General features: G+C 64.6%; 22 protein-coding genes. 13 read left to right on the top strand and 9 right to left on the bottom strand.

Annotated elements, in window-relative coordinates:
• Positions 1 to 172 precede the first annotated feature (172 nt).
• Both GJ699_RS01595 and GJ699_RS01590 read left to right on the top strand, forming a co-directional pair.
• Complete coding sequence (locus GJ699_RS01595) at positions 173 to 1,810, top strand: response regulator (RefSeq protein ID WP_371867420.1); 1,638 nt, start codon at positions 173 to 175, stop codon at positions 1,808 to 1,810.
• 76 nt (positions 1,811 to 1,886) lie between these two features.
• Positions 1,887 to 2,603, top strand: a complete 717-nt coding sequence (locus GJ699_RS01590; RefSeq protein ID WP_154372444.1) for a sensor histidine kinase — start codon at positions 1,887 to 1,889, stop codon at positions 2,601 to 2,603.
• Here the strand turns inward: GJ699_RS01590 and GJ699_RS01585 are convergent.
• Positions 2,600 to 3,901: an NAD(P)/FAD-dependent oxidoreductase gene (locus GJ699_RS01585; RefSeq protein ID WP_154372442.1), complete on the bottom strand. Its 1,302-nt coding sequence runs from the start codon at positions 3,899 to 3,901 to the stop codon at positions 2,600 to 2,602. The two genes, GJ699_RS01590 and GJ699_RS01585, sit on opposite strands and share 4 nt — an antisense overlap.
• A 37-nt stretch (positions 3,902 to 3,938) precedes the next feature.
• Positions 3,939 to 4,439 carry a hypothetical protein gene (locus GJ699_RS01580; protein ID WP_154372440.1) on the bottom strand — a complete coding sequence of 167 codons (501 nt, stop codon included), beginning with the start codon at positions 4,437 to 4,439 and terminating at the stop codon, positions 3,939 to 3,941.
• A 140-nt stretch (positions 4,440 to 4,579) separates the two neighbouring features.
• On the opposite strand from GJ699_RS01580, the gene GJ699_RS01575 reads away from it, so the two are divergent.
• From GJ699_RS01575 to GJ699_RS01560, 4 genes are read left to right on the top strand one after another with little or no spacing between them, the layout of a single operon-like run.
• Entirely contained in the window at positions 4,580 to 5,014 is a 435-nt protein-coding gene (locus GJ699_RS01575; RefSeq protein ID WP_154372438.1) for a MarR family winged helix-turn-helix transcriptional regulator, read from the top strand.
• Positions 5,011 to 6,549 (top strand): DHA2 family efflux MFS transporter permease subunit, encoded by a 1,539-nt coding sequence (locus GJ699_RS01570; RefSeq protein WP_154372436.1) that lies wholly within the window; start codon positions 5,011 to 5,013, stop codon positions 6,547 to 6,549. The genes GJ699_RS01575 and GJ699_RS01570 overlap by 4 nt, the downstream gene beginning before the upstream one ends.
• Positions 6,550 to 6,565: 16 nt before the next feature.
• On the top strand, positions 6,566 to 8,005 hold the full coding sequence (locus tag GJ699_RS01565; RefSeq protein ID WP_371867419.1) for an efflux transporter outer membrane subunit: 1,440 nt from the start codon (positions 6,566 to 6,568) through the stop codon (positions 8,003 to 8,005).
• Between the two features lie 16 nt (positions 8,006 to 8,021).
• Complete coding sequence (locus GJ699_RS01560) at positions 8,022 to 9,170, top strand: HlyD family secretion protein (protein ID WP_154372433.1); 1,149 nt, start codon at positions 8,022 to 8,024, stop codon at positions 9,168 to 9,170.
• Positions 9,171 to 9,265: 95 nt separating this feature from the next.
• Here the strand turns inward: GJ699_RS01560 and GJ699_RS01555 are convergent, their stop codons facing one another.
• From GJ699_RS01555 to GJ699_RS01545, 3 genes are read right to left on the bottom strand one after another with little or no spacing between them, the layout of a single operon-like run.
• A complete protein-coding gene (locus tag GJ699_RS01555; RefSeq protein ID WP_371867418.1) occupies positions 9,266 to 10,801 on the bottom strand; it encodes a hypothetical protein in 1,536 nt (511 codons plus the stop codon).
• Positions 10,802 to 10,853: 52 nt separating this feature from the next.
• Complete coding sequence (locus GJ699_RS01550) at positions 10,854 to 11,114, bottom strand: hypothetical protein (RefSeq protein WP_154372429.1); 261 nt, start codon at positions 11,112 to 11,114, stop codon at positions 10,854 to 10,856.
• A 54-nt stretch (positions 11,115 to 11,168) separates the two neighbouring features.
• Positions 11,169 to 11,666 carry an Lrp/AsnC ligand binding domain-containing protein gene (locus GJ699_RS01545; protein ID WP_154372428.1) on the bottom strand — a complete coding sequence of 166 codons (498 nt, stop codon included), beginning with the start codon at positions 11,664 to 11,666 and terminating at the stop codon, positions 11,169 to 11,171.
• A gap of 99 nt (positions 11,667 to 11,765) precedes the next feature.
• Between GJ699_RS01545 and GJ699_RS01540 the strand changes: the two genes are divergently transcribed.
• The 3 genes from GJ699_RS01540 (at position 11,766) to GJ699_RS01530 (ending at position 15,120) form a co-directional block, all read left to right on the top strand.
• Positions 11,766 to 13,049, top strand: coding sequence for a D-amino acid dehydrogenase (locus GJ699_RS01540; protein WP_154372426.1), 1,284 nt, complete (start codon positions 11,766 to 11,768; stop codon positions 13,047 to 13,049).
• A gap of 146 nt (positions 13,050 to 13,195) precedes the next feature.
• Positions 13,196 to 14,035, top strand: a complete 840-nt coding sequence (locus tag GJ699_RS01535; protein ID WP_154372424.1) for an HDOD domain-containing protein — start codon at positions 13,196 to 13,198, stop codon at positions 14,033 to 14,035.
• 53 nt (positions 14,036 to 14,088) lie between these two features.
• Positions 14,089 to 15,120 carry a transporter gene (locus tag GJ699_RS01530; RefSeq protein WP_154372422.1) on the top strand — a complete coding sequence of 344 codons (1,032 nt, stop codon included), beginning with the start codon at positions 14,089 to 14,091 and terminating at the stop codon, positions 15,118 to 15,120.
• Here the strand turns inward: GJ699_RS01530 and GJ699_RS01525 are convergent.
• Entirely contained in the window at positions 15,062 to 15,586 is a 525-nt protein-coding gene (locus tag GJ699_RS01525; RefSeq protein ID WP_154372420.1) for a hypothetical protein, read from the bottom strand. The genes GJ699_RS01530 and GJ699_RS01525 overlap by 59 nt on opposite strands.
• Before the next feature lie 107 nt (positions 15,587 to 15,693).
• On the opposite strand from GJ699_RS01525, the gene GJ699_RS01520 reads away from it, so the two are divergent.
• Positions 15,694 to 15,888 carry a YqaE/Pmp3 family membrane protein gene (locus tag GJ699_RS01520; protein WP_154372419.1) on the top strand — a complete coding sequence of 65 codons (195 nt, stop codon included), beginning with the start codon at positions 15,694 to 15,696 and terminating at the stop codon, positions 15,886 to 15,888.
• A gap of 6 nt (positions 15,889 to 15,894) precedes the next feature.
• Here the strand turns inward: GJ699_RS01520 and GJ699_RS01515 are convergent, their stop codons facing one another.
• Positions 15,895 to 16,203 (bottom strand): hypothetical protein, encoded by a 309-nt coding sequence (locus GJ699_RS01515; RefSeq protein WP_154372417.1) that lies wholly within the window; start codon positions 16,201 to 16,203, stop codon positions 15,895 to 15,897.
• A 119-nt stretch (positions 16,204 to 16,322) separates the two neighbouring features.
• On the opposite strand from GJ699_RS01515, the gene GJ699_RS01510 reads away from it, so the two are divergent.
• Genes GJ699_RS01510 through GJ699_RS01500 form a run of 3 tightly spaced genes read left to right on the top strand, consistent with a single transcriptional unit; the run spans position 16,323 to position 20,334 of the window.
• A complete protein-coding gene (locus GJ699_RS01510; protein ID WP_154372415.1) occupies positions 16,323 to 17,540 on the top strand; it encodes an MFS transporter in 1,218 nt (405 codons plus the stop codon).
• The gene (locus GJ699_RS01505; RefSeq protein WP_371867417.1) at positions 17,537 to 18,157 is read left to right on the top strand and encodes a helix-turn-helix transcriptional regulator; all 621 of its coding nucleotides are present in this window, start codon (positions 17,537 to 17,539) and stop codon (positions 18,155 to 18,157) included. Before GJ699_RS01510 ends, GJ699_RS01505 begins: the two co-directional genes overlap by 4 nt.
• A gap of 56 nt (positions 18,158 to 18,213) precedes the next feature.
• On the top strand, positions 18,214 to 20,334 hold the full coding sequence (locus tag GJ699_RS01500) for a TonB-dependent siderophore receptor (protein ID WP_229261889.1): 2,121 nt from the start codon (positions 18,214 to 18,216) through the stop codon (positions 20,332 to 20,334).
• Here the strand turns inward: GJ699_RS01500 and GJ699_RS01495 are convergent.
• Together GJ699_RS01495 and GJ699_RS01490 are read right to left on the bottom strand one after the other, a co-directional pair.
• Positions 20,331 to 22,955 carry a bifunctional diguanylate cyclase/phosphodiesterase gene (locus GJ699_RS01495; RefSeq protein ID WP_154372411.1) on the bottom strand — a complete coding sequence of 875 codons (2,625 nt, stop codon included), beginning with the start codon at positions 22,953 to 22,955 and terminating at the stop codon, positions 20,331 to 20,333. The two genes, GJ699_RS01500 and GJ699_RS01495, sit on opposite strands and share 4 nt — an antisense overlap.
• Positions 22,952 to 23,395, bottom strand: coding sequence for a type 2 periplasmic-binding domain-containing protein (locus tag GJ699_RS01490; RefSeq protein WP_154372409.1), 444 nt, complete (start codon positions 23,393 to 23,395; stop codon positions 22,952 to 22,954). Before GJ699_RS01490 ends, GJ699_RS01495 begins: the two co-directional genes overlap by 4 nt.
• Positions 23,396 to 23,399 lie beyond the last annotated feature (4 nt).

Here is a 23,399-nt window from a genome sequence, read left to right as displayed (position 1 = left end):
TCCTTTCAGTTGAAATCCCCATCCACTGTGACAGCGCCGGCGCGGCCAGTCTGTGCGCGATCGAACCCTGCCAGCGCCGCCCGCCTGTCGTGTTCGATTGAATGTGCCGTTTTGACATTCATATAGGTGCTTGCTATGATCGGCGAGTGCGTCCGCATAGTGCAGAGACCCCGTGCCCAAACTAGATAAACCCAAGATACTGGTCGTCAACGACGACGCCAACAGCCTGTTTGCGCTGACCAGCCTGCTCGCCCAGTGGGCCGAGCAGGAATCTTATGAAGTGTTGGCGGCACGCTCCGGCCAGGACGCGCTGCGCCAGGTGCTGATGCACGACTTTGCCGTGATCCTGCTGGACGTCAACATGCCCGGCATGGACGGCTTTGAAACCGCCGGCGCCATCCACGCCCGCGAACGCTCGTCCGACATTCCGATCATCTTCATCACCGCCTTTGCCACCGACGAGCTGGACCGCCTGAAAGCCTACCAGCACGGCGCGGTCGACTTCCTGTTCACGCCGGTGATCCCGCAAGTGCTGTACGCCAAGATCGCGGTGTTCGTCACGCTGGCGATGAAGAACGAGGAACTGAAAAAGCAGGCGCGCCAGCTGAGCCAGCGCACCACCGAACTGACCGCCAGCAACCGCCGCCTGACCAATGAAATCGAGGAACGCAAGTCGGTGGAACGGCAAAACCACGCCAAGGACGAATTCCTGGCCATGCTGGGGCACGAACTGCGCAATCCGCTCAGCGCCATCAGCAGCGCGGCCTCGCTGATCGGCCTGCCGGGGGTGTCGGCCGAGGGCGTGCACCGCGCCAAGAAAATCATCCAGCGCCAGAGTCAGCACCTGGGCCGCATAGTCGACGACTTGCTGGACCTGTCGCGCGCCATGTCGGGCAAGATCCTGCTCAACCCGGCGCCGCTGGACTTGGCGGCGCTGGTCGCCACCTCGCTGGAAACCTACCGTGCCACCGGCCGCAGCACCGACTACGACCTGGCCCAGGATCTGGACCAGGGCTGGATCAGCGGCGACTGCACCCGGCTGGAACAGATTACCAGCAACCTGATCGACAATGCCCTCAAGTACACCCCACCCGGCGGCCGCATCGAGGTGCGCACCTGGACCGAGAACGACGACGTGGTGCTGAGCGTGCGCGACAACGGCGTCGGCATTGCGCCCTCGCTGCTGCCCCATGTGTTCGACGTGTTCGTGCAGGGCAGCAGCACGCTGGACCGCGCCCAGGGCGGGCTGGGCATCGGTCTGTCGCTGGTGCGCCGGCTGGCCGAGCTGCATGGCGGCAGCGTCAAAGCGGAAAGCCGCGGCGACCACTGCGGCAGCACCTTCACGCTGCGCCTGCCACGCATCGAACACCAGCTCAGTTCCGTGCCGGCGCCGGTCAGCCGCGCCACGCACGCCAAGCCGCGCGTGCTGCTGATCGAGGATAACGACGATGGCCGCGAAATGATGGCCATGATGTTGGGCGGCTATGGCTACGACGTCGAAGCGGCCGCCGACGGCGTGCTCGGCTTGCGCGCCGCCACCAGCTACCAGCCCGATCTGGCGCTGATCGACATCGGCCTGCCCGGCATCGACGGCTACGAGGTGGCGCGCCGGCTGCGCGCCGATCCGGCCACCCGCGACATCAAGCTGATCGCCCTCACCGGCTACGGCCTGGCCGACGATCTGCGGCGCGTGATGGACGCCGGCTTCGACCGCCACCTGGTCAAGCCGGTCGACATCGATCAGTTGATGGAAGTGATCGATACCTGCGCCCGCTTGCCGCTGGCACAGCCGGTGGCAGTCAAGCAGTAGTCGTGCGCCGCTGCCAGCAAAGCTCGGGTATGATCGGGTCAGACCGTAGTCTGTTCGACCTCAACTGAGAAAAACTATGTCCGCACCAGCACCGCAAGAACACAACCACCAGCAAGACGCTCTGCGCAGCGCGGACCTGAGCGAATTGCTGGGCCATGTCCACACCTGTTGGGACAACGAACGGCGCTCGCTGTCGCGCCAGCTGCACGACAGCCTGGGCTCGTCGCTGACGGCGCTGACCATGCACCTCGGCCTGCTGATGCAAAAGCTGCCGCAGGACGCGGCGCTGCAGGACCGCGCCAACCACATGAAAAAGCTGCTCGGCCAAATCGTTGAAACCAACCGTCAGATGCAGCTCAAACTGTGGAACGACAAGCTGGAATTCCTCGGCGTGCGGGTCGCGCTGGATGAGCTGGTGACGCAGTTTGGCGAGCAACGCGGCATCACCGCTCGCTGCAGCCTGCCGGAAGAGGAACTCGATTGCCCGCGCAGCCACGGCATCGTGCTGCTGCACACGCTGGAGGAAGCGCTGCGCAACATCGACATGCACGCGCAGGCCAGCGAGGTCGACGTCATCGTCGACGACAACGAGGATGAGGTGATGCTGACGGTGAAGGACAATGGCGTCGGCCTCGCCGGGCCGGTGCTGGCCGGTCAGTCGGCCGGCAAATTCGGCCTGCGCATGGCGCGCGAACGTGCCGCCTACCTGGGCGGCACGCTGACGCTGGCGGCCGGCGCCGAACGCGGCGTCACGCTGACCATGGTCTTGCCGAAATCGGCCAGCCCGCTTTAATGCAGCTTGACCAGTGGCGTGGTGCGCTTGATCAGATAGCGCGCCACCGCCAGCGTGGCGGTGCGCAGCGTACCCAGCACGGCCTTGTGGTGCATCAGGTGCAGGCTGACGTACATCAGCCGCGCCACAAAGCCCTCGACAAACCAGCTTAGCCCTTTCAACGATCCCATCAGGCTGCCGACCGAGGTGGTCTGGCCGAACGACACCAGCGAGCCATAGTCGCGGTACTCATACAGCTTGGTCTGCGGCGGCTGGCCCTTGTGCTTGCGCACCAGCGTCTCCAGCAAATAATCGGCCTGCTGGTGCGCGGCTTGCGCGCGTGGCGGCACCAGTTTGCCGTCCGGGCCGGCGCAGGCGGCGCAATCGCCCAGCGCGTAAATGTAATCGAACCCTTTGACCGCCAGCGTGCCGTCCACGTCCAGCTGGCCGGACCTCACGGTCGGCAGGCCCAGCGTCCCGAGCAGGTCCGGCGCCTTGATGCCGGCCGCCCACACCACCAGTTGCGCCGGATACACGGTATCGCCGGCGGTGACGCCGCGGCCGTCGATGGCGGTCACGCGGGTATCGGTCACCACCGTCACGGCGCGCTGGCGCAACAGGTCGAGCGCGGCGCTGGAAACTTTTTCCGGCAGCGGCGCCAGGATGCGCGGCGCCCCTTCCAGCAAGGTGATGCGGACGTCGCGCGTCGCATCCAGCTGGCGGAAGCCGTAGGTGGCATACACGCCGCTGGCTTCGCGCAGCTCGGCCGCCAGTTCAACGCCGGTGGCGCCGCCGCCGATGATGACGACATCCACCCCGGCATCCGGCTGGGTATCTTTTTTCAGTTCCGCCAGCGTCAGCAGCTTGAGCAGCGACAGCCGGAAGCGCTCGGCGTCCTCGGTGGCGTTGAGCGAAATGGTGTGCTCGGCGGCACCCGGCACGCCGAAATAATTCGAGGTGCTGCCGATCGCCAGCACCAGGCTGTCGAAACCGATCTGGCGCTGCGGCAGCACTTCTTCCTTGTGCTCGTCACCACTGATGATGGCGCCCACAGTCAGCACGCGCTGCTGCGCATCCAGCGCCAGCAGCGGGCCATAGACGAAGGTGAAGTGATTGTCATGCGCCAGCATTTGATAGGACAAGCCTTCCTGGTGCACATCCAGCGTGCCGGCCGCTACTTCGTGCAGCGACGGCTTCCAGATGTGGAACAGCCGGCTATCCACCAGCATCACGGCCTGCGGCCCCAGCTTGCGGCCCAGTTTACAGGCCAGCTCCAGCCCGCCGGCGCCGCCGCCTACGATGACGTATTTACTCTGCATTCAACCTCCGATGGCGGCCTGGGGCCGCCGTTTAAAATCAATCGCGGCGATCATGGCCGCGACCATTGTCATGGCCGTTGCCATGGCCGTGGTCATCACGACGGTTATCGCCGTGGAAGTCGCGCCGCTCATCACGACGCTCGTCACGGTGTTCATTGCGGTACTCATGGCGCATTTCCGGGCGGCCGGGGCCGCCGTGACGTTCGCGGTAACGCGGCACGTATTGCTGGTTGTACCAATTATCCTGCACGAAGTACACCCGCTGGTTGCAGGCGTGGTAAGCGCGGCAATGCTTGGCCCAGTTCTTCGCGTGGCCAGGCGGTACCCGCAGGTAGACCGGCGCCGCCTCCACGTAGCGCACCGGGCGCTCGATGATCACTGGCTGGCGGTAAATCACCGCCGGCGCCGGATAGTCGCCGATATCGATGCGGCCGTAAAAACCCGGCTGGCCGACACTGATGGACAGGCCGACGTCGGCGGCAAAGGCGGAAGTGACGGACAGCGCCAGCAAGCTGGCGGCGAGGAACTTGGCTTTCATGATGAGTCTCTATGTGGTACGAGCGAACTTGCTCATCCATTAGCATAATAAACTCTCCAGCAAATTTCCGTGCGCTGGCGAACATATATTACCTGTGCTAAACTAATGGTTCGATACCTAACGATTAGCCACGAAATCATATGTCCTCTATAGAAGAGCGCTTCTCCGCCGCCTTGCACGGCACCGCGCGCGCCTGGCGACTGGCGATCGACCGTCGCCTCAAACACCTGGGCCTGAGCCAGGCCAGCTGGATGGCGATCGCCCTCACCGCCAAGGAGACCGAACCGCCGTCGCAGACCAAACTGGCGACGCGCGCCGGCGTCGAGGATCCGACCATGGTGGCCACCGTCGACCGCCTGGTCAAAGCCGGCTATATGGTGCGCACGCCGTCGGCAACCGACCGCCGCGTCAAGCTGCTGAGCCTGACTCCGGCCGGCCAGGAAATCTACCAGACCGTGTGGCAGGAAGCCGACACTTTGCGTCGTGAACTGCTGGGCAATGTCGATCCGGAGATGCTGCGCAACGTCACCCTGTTCCTGGAAGCCATCCAGACCAATATCGAGTCGCAGTCATGAGCAGCGCCGCCGCCAACACCGCCGCCCCGGACGACGGCCTGAACCGGACCATGATCACCGTCTCGATCATGCTGGCCACCGTGATCCAGGCGCTGGACGGCACCATCGCCAACGTCGCCCTGCCGCATATGCAGGGCAGCCTGTCGGCCTCGCAGGACCAGATCACCTGGGTGCTGACCTCGTTCATCGTGGCCGCCGCCATCGCCACCCCGCTGACCGGCTGGCTGTGCGACCGCTACGGCCAGAAAAACATCTTCCTGACCTCGGTGGCCGGCTTCACCATCGCCTCGGTGCTGTGCGGCCTGTCCGGCAACCTGACCGAAATCGTGCTGGCGCGCATGCTGCAGGGCGTGTTCGGCGCCGCGCTGGTGCCGCTCTCGCAGTCGACGCTGCTGGACATCAATCCGCGCGAAAAACACGGCTCGGCGATGGCGGTGTGGGGCATGGGCGTGATGATCGGCCCCATCCTCGGCCCCACGCTGGGCGGCTGGCTGACCGACGCCTACGATTGGCGCTGGGTATTCTTCATCAACGTACCGATCGGCGCGGTGGCGTTTTACGGCATCTGGCGCTACATCCGCCACAGCGCCGCGCCACGCAAGATGAAGTTCGACGCCTTCGGCTTCGCCACTCTCAGCCTGGCCATCGGCGCGCTGCAGATGGTGCTCGACCGCGGCGAACAGAACGACTGGTTCAGCTCGACCGAAACCTGGGTTGAAGTCATCATCCTGGCGCTGAGCTTTGCCTATTTTGTCGCCCATACCGCGACCCGGCCCGCCGGGCAATCCTTTTTCGATTACCGCCTGCTGCGCAATTCCAACTACGTCAGCGGGCTGTTGTTCATCTTCATCGTCGGTCTGGTGCTGTACGCCACCCGCGCGCTGACGCCGTCCATGCTGCAAAGCCTGATGGGCTATCCGGCCAAGATCGCCGGCCTGGTCACCGCGCCCAGCGGCATCGGCACCATGATCGCGATGATGTTCGTCGGCCGCCTGGTCGGCAAGGTCGACCTGCGCCTGCTGCTGGGCACCGGCTTCCTGATCACCGCCTTCTCGCTGTGGCAAATGACCCAGTACACGCTGGTGCTATCGCAAAGCGACATCGTCTGGCCGGGCGTGATCCAGGGCCTGGGGCTGGGTCTGGTGTTCGTGCCGCTCAGCGCCGCCACCTTCGCCACGCTGACGCCGGAACTGCGCGCCGACGGCACCGCGATTTATAGCCTGATCCGCAACATCGGCAGCTCGATCGGCATCGCGCTGGTGCAGACGCTGCTGGCGCGGAACACCCAGACCGTGCACGCCTCGCTGACCGAGCACATCACCATCGCCAATCCGGCGCTGCTGAACAATCTGGCAACGCCGGAAGCGGCGGCGACGCTGAACAACGAGATCACCCGCCAGGCGGCCATGATCTCGTATGTGGACGACTTCTGGATGATGATGATCGCAACCCTGTGCGTGATCCCGCTGCTGTTGCTGATACGGCCGCCGGCCAAATCCGCGCCGGTCGCGGTTGACCACGCGGCCATGGAATAACCCGATGGAACTCAACGTGAAAACACTCTTACGCCCTACTCTGCTGAGCGCCGCGCTGGCCGTGGCACTGGCCGGCTGCGCCACCGCGCCGCCCGATCAACATCCGCTGCAACAACGCGACATCGCCAGCGCCGAACTGTCGGCCAACATCAAGCTGGCGCACGAAGGCTGGCCCGAAGCGCAGTGGTGGACCGCCTACCACGATGAGCAGCTGAACGCCATCATCAAGCAGGCGCTGGCCGGCGGCCCGTCGCTGGAAGTGGCGGCCGCGCACATCGGCACCGCGCGCTCCTCGCTGTCGCGCACCGTGGCCGACCTGGGCATCGACACCTCGCTGTACGCCAACGCCAACCGCCAGCGCTATTCCGGCACCGGCCTGTTCCCGGCGCCCATCGGCGGCTCCTACTACAGCGAAGAAACGCTGCGCCTCGACCTGCGCTACAACTTCGACTGGTGGGGCAAGAACCGCGCCCAGGTCGCCGCCGCCGTCGGTGAACTGAATGTCGGCCGCGCCGCCTACGCCGAAGCCGAACAGGCGCTGGCCGCGTCGATCGCGCAAAGCTACTTCCGGCTGCAGGGCGCGTGGGCGCGACTGGCCAACACCGAACAGCTGGCCGCCACCCAGAACGCGCTGGTGCAGGACAAGGCCAAACGCATCGCGCGCGGCCTGGCCAACGCCGACGAACAGCGCGCAGCCGAATCGGAGCTGAGCCTGATCCGCAAACAGCAGGCGCAACTCAAGGCCGACATCGAACACGAACGCGAAGCGCTGCGCGCGCTGGCCGGCGCCGACAACAGCGCGCTGGCCGATCTGAAACCGGTGGCGCTGTCGCCGGCGCCGCACAAACTGCCGGCGCGGCTGGGCATGGAACTGCTGGCGCGCCGCCCCGACCTGCAAGCCGCGCGCTGGAAAGTCGAAGCCTCGCTCAGCAAGATCGACGCCGCCAAGGCCGCGTTCTACCCGGACATCAACCTGACCGGCTCGATCGGCCTGGACACCGTCAAGTTCGAAAACCTGCTGCAGGGCGCCAGCCGCACCGTCTACCTCGGTCCGACGCTGTCGCTGCCGCTGTTCGACAGCAAACGCCTGGACGCACAGCTGGACGGCGCCCGCACCGCACGCAACGAACGCATCGCCGAATACAACCAGACCGTGATCGACGCCGTGCGCGACGTGGCGCAAAGCGGCGCCCAGTTGCAAGGCATCGAACAGCAGATCGCGCAACAGACCGCGGCCACCGCCACCACCCGCGCCCAGCTGACGTCGGCGCAAGCGCGGCTGGACCACGGCCTGGCCAACAACGCCAGCGTGCTGAACGCGCGCCTGGCCCTGCTCAAACAGCAGGACGCCGACCTCTATCTGCAACAGGTACAACTGCTGGCCGAAGTGGCGCTGACCAATGCGCTGGGCGGCGGCTATCACGAAGACGCGCCGCTGGCGACTGCATCCAAATAATCGAACGGACCACATCATGAGCACTGAAACCACCAAACCTAACGAGAAAAAACGCAAGGCCGTGCTGGCGGGGATCACACTGGCCTTCATCGCCGCCGGCGTGGCGTATGCCGCCTACTATGAAATCGTGCTGTCCAAGGTGCAGGAGACCGACAACGCCTACGTCGGCGGCAACCTGGTCAACATCTCGTCGCAGGTAACCGGCAATGTCACCGAAATCCGCGCCGACGAAACCCAGATGGTGCAAGCCGGCGCGCCGCTGATCCGGCTCGACGCCGCCGACGCCGACGTCGCGCTGGCCCAGGCCGACGCCAAACTGGGCGCCGCCGTGCGCCAGCAACGCCAGCGCTTTGCCGACGTGGCGCAGTACGACGCCGTCATCGTCCAGCGCAAGCTGCAACTGAAAAACGCCGAGGACGACCTGGCGCGCCGCAAACCGTTGGCGGCCGACCACACCGTCTCCGGTGAAGAAGTCGATCACGCGCGCCAGGCGGTGGAAGACGCGCGCGCCGCGATCGCGGTCGCGGTCAAGCAGGAAGAAGCGGCCAAGGCATCGATCAGCGGCGTCAACCTGGCCCAGCACCCGGCGGTGCAAGCGGCCAAGGCCGACTACGTGCAAGCATGGCTGGCGGCGCGCCGCAACACCATCCTGGCGCCGGTGTCCGGCTATGTCGCCAAGCGCAGCGTACAGATCGGCGCGCGCGCCACGCCAGGCACCTCACTGATGGCCGTGGTTCCGCTGGATCAGCTGTGGGTAGATGCCAACTTCAAGGAATCGGAACTGAAAAACATCCGCGTCGGCCAGCCGGCCAAAGTGGAAGCCGACATGTACGGCAGCAAAGTGGAATTCCACGGCCGCGTAGTGGGCCTGTCGGCCGGCACCGGCAGCGCCTTCTCGCTGCTGCCGGCGCAGAACGCCAGCGGCAACTGGATCAAAGTCGTGCAGCGCCTGCCGGTGCGTATCGCACTGGATGCCAAAGAGTTGAAAGAACATCCACTGCGGATCGGCCTGTCGACCACGGTCTCGGTCGACATCAGCAAAACCGACGGCCCGGTACTGGGCGCAGCCATGCCATCGACGCCGGTCTACACCACCGAAGCGCTGACCCAGCCACTGCAACAAGCCGCCACCGCCGCCGACGCCATCATCGCCCGCAACCTGTAACCCAAACCGGGGTCAATCCTCCCAAAGCTACACGGGCTCTACCGTAGCGTTCCGCTACGGTAGAGCCCGTGTAGCTTTGGGAGGATTGACCCCGGTTACATTTCGGCGTCCAGCTGCTTGATGGCGGCTTGCGCCTGGGTGATGACGCGGTCGGCGATGCGCTGGCGCATGCCGGGCACGCGGCCGGCGGCTTCGGCTTCCAGCAAGATCGGCGTCAACAGCTGGACGGCGGAGTCGCGGAAGCCTTCCGCCACCAGGTCCAGCTGCGCGTTGAACGACTGTTCGGCCGCCAGCAGCTGCTTGCGCAGCTCTTCTTCAAAGGCGATGCGCTTGTCGCGGATTTCGGTGCGCTTGCGCTTGCCACCATCGGTGAACCATTTGAACGCGCCCGCCAGCAGCACCGCGCCGCCGACAAACGGCGCCACCGGCGCCACCACCGGCAACACCGCCGCCGTGCCGATCAGATAGGCGGCGGTGCCGGTACTGGCGGCCACTGCGGCGCCGCTGACCAGCGTGACGTTGGCCGCCGTGTCCAGCTTGTTGACGATGCGGGTGCCGATGCGCATGCGCGGCATCAGCTTGGCCAGCGCGGCATGGTGCTGACGCTGAAACACGGTCGCCTGCCCCAGCTTCATACCAGACTGGAACAGCCGCAGATCTTCCTGCAGCAGTTGCAGCGCCTGCTCCTTGCGCCGTACGATGCGGTCCAGCCGCCGCTCCATCTCCTGCCCGAACTGGTTGCGCCCCATGCTGGCCCAGACGTCTTCGTCTTTCCATTTGTCGGTGTTGAGGCGGTCGGTCATGGCCAGTTCGATGGCGTTGCCGGCATCGTGCACGGCGTCGTCGATTTCTTCGATCATCAGCCGGCGTTCGTAGCCGATGCGCTGCTCGACCAACACCAATCGCTGCGTGACCTGATTTTTCAGGTCGCTGGCGGCGCTGACCAGTGAACTGGCCGCCGCCTCGGCCACCGACAGCATGCGCGCCTGCTCCAGGTAGGTGCCGATGTCCTGCGTGATGGCGGTGGTGGTCACGCTGACCAGTTGCCGCAATTCGGTCTGGTCGATGGCGCCGGACTGGAATTCGCGCGCATGGTCGATCAGCGCGGGCTGGCCGGCACTGCGGCCAAAATCCGCCACCGCGTCCGCCAGCGAGCGGCCGCGCACCAGCCGCCGCGCCTGTTCGCCCAGGTTGGCGAGGATGCCACGCTCTTCGGACTGTGGCAGGCGATTCAGGTCTTCGGCGACGACGCGTACCGACAGCGCCTTGGCCAGCCGCTGCGCCAGCGCGCGCGCATCGGCGCCGTGCAGCGCCAGCAGCGGGATCACCATGTGCAATGCTTGCTCGCGGGCGGCCTGGTCGACGCCGGTGCAGCTGCGGCCGAGGGCGTTCAGCGCCCAGTCGACTTCGACCCCGGATTCGATCGCGTTCAGTACCAGCGCGGTGAACACGGCGGACGATTGGCCGTCGCCGGCCAGCTCGGTGACGGCGGCGAATTGGGCCAGCGTCAGGTTGCCCTCGTTGCCGGCGATCGCGCCCACCGCGCGCGCGTAGGCGGAGCTGAAGCTCTGGTCGGATGACAAGTGCTCGTCCAGCGAGCGGACGGCGAGCTGCGATGACGGAGGGTTCACGCCTGCTCCAGTTGGTTGTGATGCCATTATGGCATTGTAACTGAAGCGCGGCTTAGTGCGGCAGGTAGCGGATGAGCGCGATGACGGTGCCGATGGTAATGCTGGTTTGGGCGATGAACAGGGAGACCATCCATTTCAACATGTCGAACTTCAGATCTCCCAGTTGCTGCTTGAGTTCCGCCCTTACCCAATCTTTGGAAGCCATACTCTCCAAGACCTCGGCCAGCGCATCGGCGTGTGCCTGAGCTTGCTCGGGCGGCACGCCGCCTGCTTCGAGCGTTTTACGGTATTTGATGGATTCAACGGAGTTCATGAACACAGTATGCGCCGCCCACCCGCAAACACAAGCGCCGCACTTTGATGCAGATCAGCCCTGCACCACCTCGGTCGACAAAGTTAATGTTTCCTTGATCTCCTCCATCACGACATAACTTTTCGACTGCGCCGCCCCAGGCAGGCTGAGCAGCATATCGCCCAGCAGCTTGCGGTACTCGGCCATCTCGTGTATCCGCGCCTTGATCAGGTAATCGAAATCGCCCGACACCAGATGGCACTCCTGCACCTCCGGTATCCGCAACACCTCGCGCCGGAATTGCTCGAACGCCGGCCCCGACTTCTGATTCAGCGTAATCTCGACAAACACCAGCAGCTTGGCGCCCAGCGACGGCGGATCGATGCGCGCGTGATAGCCGGTAATCACGCCATCGCGCTCCATGCGCTTGACGCGCTCGATAGTCGGCGTAGTCGACAGCCCCACCTGCTCGCCCAGATCCTTCATCGAGATCCGCCCATCCTCCTGCAGGATCTGCAATATCTTTCTGTCCAGCTTGTCGAGACTACGGACCGATTCTTTCTGAATTCTCATGAAAATCCACTGTTTATCTGACGATATATAGTAACAACCACTACCACAACAAGCATACCATAGCGGAATATCTTGCAGCATTAATAATCGGGGGGCGATATGCGTGTAGTGATCTTGGGTAGCGGTGTAATCGGCGTCACCAGCGCCTGGTATCTGGCCAAAGCCGGCCATGACGTAACCGTGCTGGACCGCCAGCCCGGTCCCGCCCTCGAAACCAGTTTCGCCAACGCCGGCCAGATCTCGCCCGGCTACGCCTCGCCCTGGGCCGCGCCCGGCATCCCGCTGAAAGCCATGAAATGGATGCTGCAACGCCACGCCCCACTGTCGATCACGCCCGACGGCACGCTGTTCCAGCTGCAATGGATGTGGCAGATGCTGCAAAACTGCACCACCGAACGCTACGCCACCAACAAGGAACGCATGGTGCGCCTGGCCGAATACAGCCGCGACTGCTTCAAAGCACTACGCGCCGCCACCGGCATTGAATACCAGGGCCGCCAGCAAGGCACCACCCAGCTGTTCCGCACCCAGGAGCAGATGGATGCCGCCGCGAAGGACATCCGCGTGCTGGAAGAAACCGGCGTGCCCTACGAACTGCTGAGCCGCGAACAACTGGTGAGCGCCGAGCCCGGCCTGGCCCGCAACAAGCTGGTGGGCGGCCTGCGCCTGCCCAACGATGAAACCGGCGACTGCCAGCTGTTCACCACCCGCCTGAGCGCGATGGCCGAGGAGCTGGGCGTCAAGTTCCGCTACGGCGTCGACATCAGCGGCCTGGTCAGCGAAGGCGAGCAAATCACCGGCGTGCAATGCGGCGCCGAACTGGTCACCGCCGATGCCTATGTGGTGGCGCTGGGCGCGTATTCGACCGCGCTGCTGAAACCGCTGATGCAAATCCCGGTCTACCCGCTGAAGGGCTATTCGATCACCGTCCCCATCGTCAACGCCGACGCCGCGCCGGTCTCGACAATTCTGGACGAAACCTACAAGATCGCCGTCACCCGTTTCGACGACCGCATCCGCGTCGGCGGCATGGCCGAGATCGCCGGCTTCGACAAGCGCCTCAATCCGCGCCGCCGCGAGACGCTGGAAATGGTGGTCAACGACCTGTTCCCCGGCGCCGGCAACACCGCCGAGGCCAGCTTCTGGACCGGCTTGCGTCCGATGACGCCGGACGGCACGCCGATCGTCGGCCGCACCGGCCTGCGCAATCTCTACCTCAACACCGGCCACGGCACGCTGGGCTGGACCATGTCCTGCGGCTCGGCCCAGCTGCTGTCGGACATCATCTCGGCGCGCTGCCCGGCGATCTACGCCGACGACCTGTCGGTTGAGCGTTACCAGACCCAGCATGGCGCGCGCCAGCCGCAGCTGATCGGCGCCTGAGCCGCCTAGCCAGCCTCTTCCGTGCGCGGCGTTCGCCGCGCACAAACCACTCTTTTGTGGCATTGCCGCCGCTATCCGCGCCGCCGATCGCCACAACGCCGCTGTCAGCGTTGAGATTGACGCCGAGCATGCGTATAATTTTGACCATGAATAAACTCGAAGCATTTGGCCATATTGCGGCCCTGGCCATACGTGGCGAACTCGTCTTTCCGACCAGCGTCAACGCCGCGCTGCGCGTGCAGCTGGCACTGGACGATCCCGACTGTCCTATCGATACCGCCATCAGCCTGGTGCTGGCGGAACCATTGCTGGCCGCGAAAACCGTGGCCATCTCCAATTCCGCCATGTTCAACCGCGCCGGCGCGCCGGTGGTGACCAATGTGCGCGGCGCCATCATGCGCATCGGTTATCAGAACCTGTTCGCGCTGGCCGCCGCCATGGTGGTGCGCCAGTTCGGCAGCAAGATTTCCGATCCCAAGCTGCGCGTCAAGGCTGAAAAGCTGTGGGACCACACGATTGCCGTGGCCGCGCTGGGCCGGCTGATCGCGCGTTATGTCACCGGCGTCAACGAGGATACCGCGCTGTTTGCCGGCATCGTGCACGAGGTTGGCGGCTTTTACCTGCTGTCGCGCGCTGACGAATTCCCCGGCCTGCTGGACGAAGATCCGGAAAACTGGCACTCGGCCAGCGAGGAAATCATCACCCGCGAAGTGATGCGCAAGCTGTGCATTCCAGAACCGGTGGCCGACGCCATCGAGGGTTTGCGCGACAGTTTCATGTCGATCCCACCCGACACCCTGCTCGACACGCTGCTGCTGGCCAATCACCTGACCCCGGTCAAATCGCCGCTGCAGGAACCGCAGCGCGACCTGCCGCCGCATTCCGATTCCGCCATCGACCTGTTCATCGACGAGCAAAAATTGGCGGATATGCTGGAAGAAGCCCGGCGCGACGCCATCGAGATGAGCGCCGCCCTGCTGGTTTAACCTCGCTTGGCCGCCGGCGCAGGCGGCCATTCCTCATTCCCTGGAGAATATGCATGCAGACTGCGCCCTTGTCCTACGGCTCCGATCAATCCGGCCTGGTGTGTGGCTATCTGTTTGGCCGCAGCGCGGATGGCAAGGGGCAGCCGCTGGACACCGACGCCGCCTGCCAGTGGCTCAAGCAGCGCGAGCAGCATCCGGGGGAATTCGTCTGGCTGCACTACAACCTGGCCAACACCGCCAGCGAAAAATGGCTGCACGAGCACACCGTGCTGCCCGAAGAATTCTACGAAAGCCTGCACGAGGGACCGCGCTCGACCCGCATCGAGCTGGCCGACAACACGCTGATCGCGGTGATCAACGACGTGGTGCACGACTTCACCTTCGAGCCATCCGACATTGCCACCATGTGGCTGAGCGTGGACAAGCAAATCGTCATCAGCGCGCGCCGCAAGCCGCTGCGCGCGGTCGACAGTCTGCGCAACGCGGTGCGCGGCGGTGAAACTATCCGTTCGCCGGTGGAGCTGCTGACCCATCTGCTGCGCGACCAAGCCGATGCGCTGATCAAGATCGTGCGCAACGCCATCGCCACCGTCGACAGCATCGAAGACAATCTGCTGGCCGGCAAGCTGACCACCAAGCGCGCCAGCCTGGGCGCGTTGCGGCGGGTGCTGGTGCGGCTGCAACGGCTGCTGGCGCCGGAGCCGGCCGCGCTGTTCCGTCTGCTGCAAAAGCCGCCGGCCTGGGTGGCGGAGCTCGACGTGCAGGAGTTGCGGCAGTCGACCGAGGAATTCTCCATGGTGCTGGCCGATATGGCGTCACTGCAGGAACGTATCAAGCTGATCCAGGAGGAAATTGCGGCGCTGGCCAGTGAAGCCACCAACCACAGCCTGTTCGTGCTGACGGTGGTGACGGTGTTGGCGCTGCCGATCAACATCATTGCCGGCTTGCTGGGCATGAACGTGGGCGGCATTCCGCTGGCCCAGTCCGAGCATGGCTTCTTGGTGGTGGTGGTGATTGTCGCCAGCTTTACCGTGATCGCCGGCTGGCTGGCCTTCCGCCGCCAGCGCGACGTGAGCCCGGACTGAACGAGCGCAGCCGCCAGGCGCCGGCCGCTGCGGCGGCGATACCCATCGCCAGCGCCACCAGATTATCCCGCCGATAGTCGCTGCGCACCTGCGCCAGGCTGGCGACCTCCTTGCCGCCCACCGCCACGCCATACGCGGTGTGAAACTCACCCGGCGCAAAGCCAATGCCGGTTTTCTGCTGGCGGAAGTATGTCACGCTGACCGGATACAGCGCCGCATCGCGGATGGTCTGACGCTGCCGGCCATCGGCATCGCCCTTGGCGTACAGCACCAGCTGCTGCTGATCGGACAGCGTGAAATACAGCGCGCCACGCGTCTCCTGCTGCCACACCACGCGTCCACGCGCCGTCTCCAATTGCTCCGGCCTCGGGAAGCGATACTCCAGCACGCCATACAGCGCGATCAGGCCTATGCCCAACCACAAAAAGAAATACGCACCGCGCTCGCTAGCCCACCACTGTTTCATATGCAAAGCGTTTTAACGAAATAATGCAATGATACGTGACAATTCACGCACATTTATGGAAAGCTACTATGTATAGTGCTAGCCACTTTTCTGAATAGGAAATCACCATGCGTTTGATTATCGCCCTGCTTTTGCCTTGGTTAAGCTTCTTTACCATCGGCCGCCCGTTTGCCGGCATCATCTGCCTAATCCTTCAACTGACGGTGATCGGCTGGCTACCGGCGGCCATCTGGGCGGTTTACTCGCTCAGCCAGTTCAAAACCGACCAGAAGATAGAGCGCGCCCTCAACCGCCGCCCATGACCCCGGTCAGGTCTGCATCAGCTTAACCACGATGAGCACCATGGTGGAGTTCAGCGCAGCCACACCCACCAGCGTGGTGATCATCCATTTCATCAGCCGCGTTTCCAAGTGCGCCAGATCTTCCTTCGAGGCTGACGTCTTAGCCAATACCGCGACGTCCACCGTGAGCGCAGCCACTTTCTCCGTCAGCACGGCGACGTTCTGTGTGAGCCCGGCGACGTTTTGAGTCAGCACAGCGACGCTGGTCTCGACCGCGACCAGTCGCCGGTCGACCGCTGCGAGCTGCTCATTATGTTGGGTAGTTTGCGTCTCCATAGGCCCATCATGCGCGCGCCGCCTCCAGTCAGGCAAGCTGAGCAGCGTTGATATAGGTCAAACTCCAATTTATAAACTTTTAGTTTACTTATTGATGAGCGAAGGCTACAGTAGCGGGCATGAAAACCTCGCTGCTGATTGCCTCCGCCTGCCTGCTGGCCCTGCTCTCCACGATAGGCGCCGCGCTGCCCTATCCGATTTTGCCGCCGCTGTTTGCCGCCGGCGCCAGCAACGGCTTGAACACCTTCCTCGGCCTGCCACCCAAGCTGCTGTTCGGCCTGGCGCTGACCATCAACCCGCTTGGCCTGCTGATCGGCTCCGCCCTGCTGGGACCAATGTCCGACCGCTACGGCCGCCGCCCGGTGCTGCTGATCACTGCGGTCGGCGCCGCCATCGGCCACGCCGTCACCGCCGGCGCGCTGCTGCTGGAAAACTACCCGCTATTCATCGTCGCCCGCTTCGCCACCGGCCTGCTGGAAGGCAGCGGCTCGGTGGCGCGCGCGCTGCTGGCCGACCGCCTCGAAGGCGAACTGCGCCGCAAAGCGCTGTCCTGGCTGAACGGCGCCTTCTACATGGGCTGGCTGGCCGGCCCGCTGCTGGCCGGCGCCACCTTGCAATTCGGCGTCACCACCCCGTTCTGGGTCGCGGTGGCCGCGCTGCTACTGGTGGCCGCGCTGGTAGCCGCCACGTTGCCGCGCGAAGCACCGTCCAGCGCCACCAGCTCATGGTGGCAAGTGGCACGCGACCGCCACTCGCTCAACCTGCTGCGCGAACCCGACCTGCGCAGCCTGTTCATCATCACCCTGGCCTACACCTGCGGCGTGACCGGCTTTTACGAGTTCTATCCGCTGTGGCTGGTGGAAGTGCCCGGCTACAGCGCCCAGGGCATCGCCTGGACCACCGCCGCCATGTGCGCCGTGATGACCGCCACCACCATCGTCGCCGGCCGCCCGTTCCAGGGCGAACCGCTGCTGCGCGCGCGCCGCTACGCCCTGTGCGTGGCCGCCATCATCGCCCTGCTGGCGGCCAGCAACGCCACGCTGGGCATCCTGTGCATCATCCTGTACGGCATACCGCACTCGTTCTACAACGCCATCGTGCCCAACTACTGCGCCGAACGCTTCGGCGCCACCCACGGCCAGGGCGCGGTGATGGGCCTGATCTCCACCACCTTCTGCCTGGCCAACATCATCATGGCGCTGGCCGGCGCGGTGCTGACGCTGATCGACACCCGCCTGATCCTGCTGCTGGGTGCCGTGCTCACCGCCTGGTCGGCCTGGCGCATGCGCACTTGGCACCACAGCATGCGCAGCCGCGTACAGGGAGCGCTGTCGTGAACACCGCCGAACAGACGCTCTTCCTGATCAAGACGCGCGGCCCGCAAACCGCGCAGCAACTGGCCGGCCTGCTCAACCTGACCTCGATGGGCGCGCGCAAGCAACTGGAAGCATGGCAGGAAAAAGGCATGGTCACCCATGAGGACGTGGCCGACAAACCCGGCCGCCCATCGCGCCGCTGGCTGCTGACCGAGGCCGGCCACGCCCGCTTCCCCGACCGTCACGCCGAGCTGACGCTGCAACTGATCGACCAGGTGCGTACGCTGTTTGGCGAAGCTGGCCTGAACAAACTGATCGGCTCGCGCGAGCAAGCCAGCGAACGCGACTACCGCCAACACCTGGCCGCCAGCCGTAATCTGCCGCAAAAGGTGGAAGCGCTGGTCCAGGCGCGCAGCGCCGAAGGCTATATGGCGGAAATCCAACACCAGGACGACGGCAGCCTGCTGCTGATCGAAAACCACTGTCCAATCTGCGCCGCCGCCCGGCAATGCCAGCAATTCTGCCGTTCCGAGCTGGATTTGTTCCAGCGCGTGCTCGGTCCGGACTGCTCGGTCGGCCGCATTGAACACATGTTGGGGGGCGCACGCCGTTGCGTCTATGTTATCAGGCAGATATAATTAAGAATCATTCTTATTCTGATTCTTATCTACCAATAACAAGAAGGAGTTGTTGCATGCCCCGTCACCTGCCTTTGCGCCCCATGTTGCTGGCGCTGTCGCTGATTTATTCCGGCCTGAGCTTTGCCGCCGACACCGATGCCCCGGCCCCGGCCGATAGCACCGACACCCAGATGCAAACCATCACGGTCAGCGGCACCGCGACCAAAGACGCCTACACCGCCCCCAGCACCAAATCCGCCGGCAAGCTCGACCTGTCGCTGCGCGAAACCCCGCAATCGGTCTCGGTGGTAACGCGCGCGCTGATGGACGACTTCAAGCTGGACAACATCAACGCCGTGCTGTCGACCACCACTGGCGTCACCGTCGAACGCGTGGAAACCAGCCGCACCTACTACACCTCGCGTGGCTTCGACATCGTCAACTTCCAATATGACGGCGTCGGCCAGCCCACCACCACCGGCAATATCGGCGGCGACCTGGATACCGCGCTGTACGAGCGCATCGACGTGGTGCGCGGCGCCAACGGCCTGATGGCCTCGACCGGCAACCCGTCCGCCACCGTCAACTTCATCCGCAAGCGTCCGACCGCCACCACCCAGGCCAGCGCCAGCGTCACCGTCGGCTCGTGGAATCACTACCGCGCCGAGGGCGACGTCAGCACCAAGCTGAACGAGAGCGGCAGCGTGGCCGGCCGCGTGGTGCTGGTGCACGACCAAGCCAATTCCTACATCGACCGCTACTCGCCGAAAAAAGACGTGGCCTATGCCGTCGTCGACGCCCACCTCAGCAACGACACCCTGCTGACCGTCGGTCACACCTACGAAACCAGCCACAACAAGAGCCCGATGTGGGGCGCACTGCCGCTGTACTACACCGACGGCACGCCGACCAACTATGACGTCAGCACCTCCACCTCGGCCAGCTGGGGCTACTGGAACATCGACACCAACAGCACCTTCGCCGAACTGAATCACAAGCTGGGCAACGGCTGGGCGATCCAGGGCACCATTAATCACATCGACAGCAAGGCCGATTCCGCGCTGCTGTACGTGTATGGCACGCCGGTCAAGGATGTCGGCGGCGGCCTGTATGCCTATCCGTCGCAATACGCATCGAAACAGCGCCAGACCCTGGCCGACATTTCGGTCGACGGCAAATTCAATCTGGGCGGACGCCAGCATGATCTGAGCTTCGGCTACAGCTGGTCGCGTTCGCGCGTCAGCGATCTGTCGCTGTACGGTCAGGGCATCGGCACCGAGATGCTGGGCCAGAGCGCCTTCGACGGCACTTACCCGATGCCGACCTTCGACGCCGCCACCGATGGCAGCAGCTACGAAGACTACCGCAACACCCTGTTCCTGGCGGCCCGCTTCAACCTGGCCGACGACTGGAAATTGCTGACCGGCCTGAACTCGACCCGCGCCCGCAGCAGCGGCGAATCGTATGGCACGACGAAATACAAATCGGCCTCCAAGACCACGCCATACGTGGGCGTGGTGTACGACATCAACCGCGACCTGTCGGCCTACGCCAGCCACACCGAAATCTTCAACCCGCAAAGCGAGACCGACGCCAACGGCGTGCCGCTCGATCCGGTCGAAGGCAAGACCACCGAGGCTGGCCTGAAAGCGGCGCTGTTCAACAACAAGCTGAATGTCAGCGGTGCCGTCTTCAAGACCAAACAGGACAACACCGCCGAGCAGGCTGGCTATGTGGGCGCCAAGGCGTACTACCGTGGCGTCAACGCGGAATCGCAAGGCTTTGAATTCGACAGCTCGGGCGAGCTGACCAAAGGTTGGCAGGCCAGCGCCGGCTTCACCCGTCTGACCTCGCTGAAGGGCGACCAGGGCCAGGCCGTGCGCACCTATGTGCCGCGCTCCACGCTGCGCGTCAACACCACCTACCAGCTGCCTGGCGTGCCACAGCTGAAAGTGGGCGGCACCCTGGCATGGCAAAGCGAGATCTGGATTGACCAGGGCGGCGGCATCAAGACCACCCAGGAATCGTATGCGACGCTGGGTTTGATGGCGCACTATGAGTTCAACCGCAACCTGTCGCTGAACCTGAACCTGAACAACGTCACCGACAAGAAGTACCTCACCAGCCTGTATTGGACCCAGAGCCTGTACGCCGCGCCGCGCAACGGCAGCGCGACGCTGAGCTGGAAGTACTAAGCGGCTTTGACGGCTGGCGCGGCAAGCAGCTGCGCCAGTTGTTCCGGCGGCAGCGGGCGGCTGAACAGATAGCCCTGCATTTCATCGCAGCCGTTCTCGCGCAGGAAGCTGCGCTGCTGTTCGGTCTCCACGCCTTCCGCAATCACCCGCAGTTTGAGGCGGTGCGCCAGCCCGATGATGGAACTGGCGATCGCCTCATCTCCCATGCTGCGCCCCAGATCGCGCACAAACGATTTGTCGATCTTCAGCGTCGAAATCGGGAATGACTTCAGCGCCGACAGGCTGGAATAGCCGGTGCCGAAATCGTCGATCGACAGCGACACGCCCATCGCCCGCACTTGCGCCATCTTGGCCACGGCCTGCTGCAGGTCGCGCATGATGACGCCTTCGGTCACCTCCAGTTCCAGCCATTGCGCCGCCAGGCCGCTGTCCGCCAGCGCGCGCTGCACACGCTGTACCAGTAGTTGTTCCTCGAACTGGCGCGGCGACACATTGACCGAAATCCGCAACGGCGCAAAACCCTGATCCTGCCAGGCGCGGTTTTGCGCGCACGCGGTACGCAGCACCCATTCACCCAGCGCGACGATGATGCCGCTTTCCTCCGCCAGCGGAATGAAGCGATCCGGCCCGATCACGCCCTGCTCCGGATGCTCCCAGCGCACCAGCGCTTCCACCCCGAACACGCGGCCGGTGTGCAAGTCCACCTTAGGCTGGTACACCAGCCGGAACTGGCCCTCGTCCAGCGCGCTGCGGAGGCCTTCCAGCAGCACCAGCTTTTCCTCGATGGTGGCATTCATCTCGCGGGTATAGAACTGGCAGTTGTTCTTGCCCATGTCCTTGGCGCGGTACATCGCGGCGTCGGCGTTCATCAGCAGCGTTTCGGCGTCGCGACCGTCATCCGGGTAGACCGCCACCCCGATGCTGCAGCTGACCTGCACTTCCTGGCCGCACACGCTAATCGATTGCAGCACCGCTTCGCGCACCCGTTCCAGCACCGGCGCGGCGTCCACCACCTCGCCCGGCTCCGGCAACAGCAGCACAAATTCATCGCCGCCGAAACGACCCACGGTATCGCTGGCACGCAGGCAGCCGGACATGCGGTCGGCCACCACCTTCAATAGTTCGTCGCCGGCGTTGTGACCCAGGCCATCGTTGACCAGCTTGAAGCCATCCAGATCGATGAAGGCCACCAGCACCGCGCCGCCGTTGCGCTGCGCCTGGGCGATGGTCATCTCCAGCCGGTCGGCGATCAGACTGCGGTTGGGCAGGCCGGTCAGGGTGTCGTGGTGCGCCAGATGCAGCATGCGTTCCTCGGCCAGCTTGCGCTCCGAGATGTCGCGCAGGCTGGCCACCAGGCCGCCGCTCACCGCCACCACCTGCTGATGCAGCCAGCGCGCGCGCAGCTGCGGCACGGTACTCTGCCACTCCTGTTCATGCATGCCACCGGTCTGCATCACCTCGATCAGGTGCGCCAGCATGCCGTTGTCGCGCGCGTCCGGAATCAGGGTACAGAAAGTCGTGCTGCACAAGTGCTGCTTGGAGCAGCCCATCATCTGCGCGGCGCGGATATTGGCGTCGACAATGCGGAAATCGACGATGTCGCCGTGCGCGTCACGCATCTCGCGCATGACGAAGAAGGCGTCCAGGCTGGCCGCCGACGCCGCCGCATAGGTCTCCTGCGCGCGCCGCATGCGGGCGCGGGTGCGCGCGCCCTGCCACGACCAGGCCCACACCAGGCCGGCCACAAACACCAGCGCGGCGCTGACGATCACGCCTTCCCACAGCTTTTCGCGGCGCTGGCGTGCAAAGCCGGCCATCACCTCGTTCTCGTCCAGCGCCACCATCACATTCAGCGCCAAGCCATGCAATTCGCGCAGGCCGCTGTAGGTGCCGCCGAGTTGCTGCAGCGCCTGATCGTTGTCCGGATCCAGACGCTGGCCGAACGACATCTGGTCGCCGGTGCGCAGCGCCCGCACCACGCCGTCCGAGCCCACCAGTCCCAGCATGCCATGCTCGCCCAGGCGGCTACGCTCGTAGCTGCTGGTGAAATACGCCGGATCGGCTTCGACGATGACGATGCCGGCGAAGTTGCCGCTGTCATCGTCAAGCCGGCGTGTGAAGTGCAAATGCCACTCGCTGTTGGCGGCGTCGCGCAGCACCGGGCTGACGAAGGTGGCGCCGCTGTCGCGCTGCTGATGGAACTTGAAGTAAGCCTGATCCGCCACCGAAATCGACAGCGCACGCGGATTGCTGGCCACCGTCACGCCATTGCGGTCGACGATGCTGACCACGAACAGCACGCCCGGCGGCAGCAGCCCTTCGCGCCCCAGCTCCGGCAACGCGCCCAGCGCGCCCTTGCGCTCCACCGCATACTTCACCATGCGCAGTGTCTGGTCGATGCCATCGATGCTGCGCGCCACCTGGGCTTCGTAAGTGCCCAGTATTTCATGCAGCGAGTCGTTGGCCGCTTCTTGCGCGTGCAAGCGTTCGGCATCGATCTCGTGGAACGTCACCAGCCAGATCGCCACCAGCAACAGTAGCGCAAACAAGGGCAGCGAGACGTGGGTATCCAGGCCGCGCCGCAACCAGCGCGCGCGCAACGATTCCTTGGTAGCGTTCATGGAGTCACCTGTAAGGCTTTGACGCTGGCATCCAGCGCCGATTTGTCGATGTAGGCGATCATCGCCGGGTTGTCCGCCACCAGTTTGCGCACGGCGGCGCTGTTGGGCAGTTCGCGCGGCGGCTGGCCGCGCCCGGTGAACACCATCTTGGTCCAGTAAGCTTTCATCAGCGCCGGCGTGCGCGCCGCCACCGTGTTGTAGAACTCGGCGCGCAGCGCGCTGCCGACCGGCAGGTCGAGCGCCACCGCCTCGGCGCCGCCGGGGAAACGCCCGCTCTGCGCCAGGAAGATCGCCGCTACCTGGTCGGTGCGCAGCGCGGTGAGCGGATTTTTAGGCGAGACGATCACCACAAAATCGGCCGCCATGGCACTGCCGCATGGCAGGCAGACCAGCAGGCACACCAGCAGACACCATCGAAGACGGGCAACAAGCTTCAACATGGCG

Source organism: Duganella guangzhouensis, from assembly GCF_009674535.1.
Taxonomy (GTDB): domain Bacteria; phylum Pseudomonadota; class Gammaproteobacteria; order Burkholderiales; family Burkholderiaceae_D; genus Rugamonas; species Rugamonas guangzhouensis.
The sequence above is the reverse complement of the archived record's forward strand: the minus strand, read 5'-3'. Positions and strand labels throughout refer to the sequence as shown.